Raw genomic sequence first — 1098 nt, 5'->3', positions numbered from 1 at the left:
GAAAATACATGTAGATGGCCGGTTGGCGATCCATTATCAGCAGATTTTCATTTTTGTGGTGCAGATTCTGATGAAAACAGCCCCTATTGTGCCTTTCATGCTAAGCTAGCATTTCAACCAATATCTGAAAGACGTCGGATAAGAGTGTAATATTCTCGATTGAATCTCATATTCTATGCTTTCTGCGCTTCGTTATTAAATTTTAATTATCGAATTATTATGAGAAAGAAATTTGATGGAGCTTTTAATGAATGAAAAAGTTTCTTCATAAAACTATTCAATGAAACTGTATCTTTTGCTGCTATTGCGCAGCTATGTGTTGTAAAGTTATATTTCTGTTTATTTTCAAGATTCTCTTTAATTTCGTTGTATTGCTTAAAAACTATCCATAGCAATATCTTTGAATAATACAGTTTCTCAATTTCTCATGTTTTTATTCTTCGTATATTTAATAGAGTAATGCAGTATTATAAAAATGATTTACCGCTTTACAACCTGAATGAGATTCATTAATATCTCTCTCGTTTTAAACCCTCTTATAGTTGAATCAATCAAAATCTTTCGTTTGGGCGTCATGAGCGAGATGAGAGCTGTGGAGAGTAAAAACACTTAAAGAAGAGCATGCCTCTTATAAATGCTTTCAAGTGCCAAGGGCTTCAAGGGGTGTCGCAACATTGGGAGCTGGTAAAGTGTATGATGATGCCAGCGTGCTCTTTTATGAAGCATAAAGATAGGGAGTGCTTCATGGATTTATCGTTATACCCTCCACGGATGCCGTCGCAAAATAAGCTTGGGAGCGGCTGAGAGATGTTTCTTTAAAACAAGCCTGTGAATATATGAAATCCAATGGCGTTCTGTTTTGTGTGAGGAATGTGCCCCCATTAAAGAACGCGATAAACAAAAGCGTGAAGCAATACGTAGAATGTAAAATAATATCTTTGTAGTTTTTTATAAAAAATTATAAATAAGGGAATATATAATTCAAGGCTCTTACGCAATATATGAAAACAATAAATTATAAGTATAAATAAATATTAAACCTAGAACGACCACAATAACATCACTTTCCTTTTCCCGACACAAAACGGCGCAACCAAA

The 1098-nt window shown here is 34.2% G+C and carries 1 protein-coding gene and 1 pseudogene; both read left to right on the top strand.

Annotation, left to right across the window (positions count from 1 at the left end; translation table 11 throughout):
- Nucleotides 1-150 (top strand): GcrA family cell cycle regulator (locus tag ACFIKE_RS11120; protein ID WP_375649989.1); only part of this gene is annotated, 150 nt, incomplete at its 5' end.
- A 494-nt stretch (nucleotides 151-644) separates the two neighbouring features.
- Nucleotides 645-925, top strand: a pseudogene (locus tag ACFIKE_RS11115) (Arm DNA-binding domain-containing protein); the annotation flags it as partial.
- Nucleotides 926-1098 lie beyond the last annotated feature (173 nt).

The organism is Bartonella sp. MU70NMGDW, assembly GCF_042194085.1.
GTDB classification, from domain to species: domain Bacteria; phylum Pseudomonadota; class Alphaproteobacteria; order Rhizobiales; family Rhizobiaceae; genus Bartonella; species Bartonella grahamii.
The sequence above is the reverse complement of the archived record's forward strand: the minus strand, read 5'-3'. Positions and strand labels throughout refer to the sequence as shown.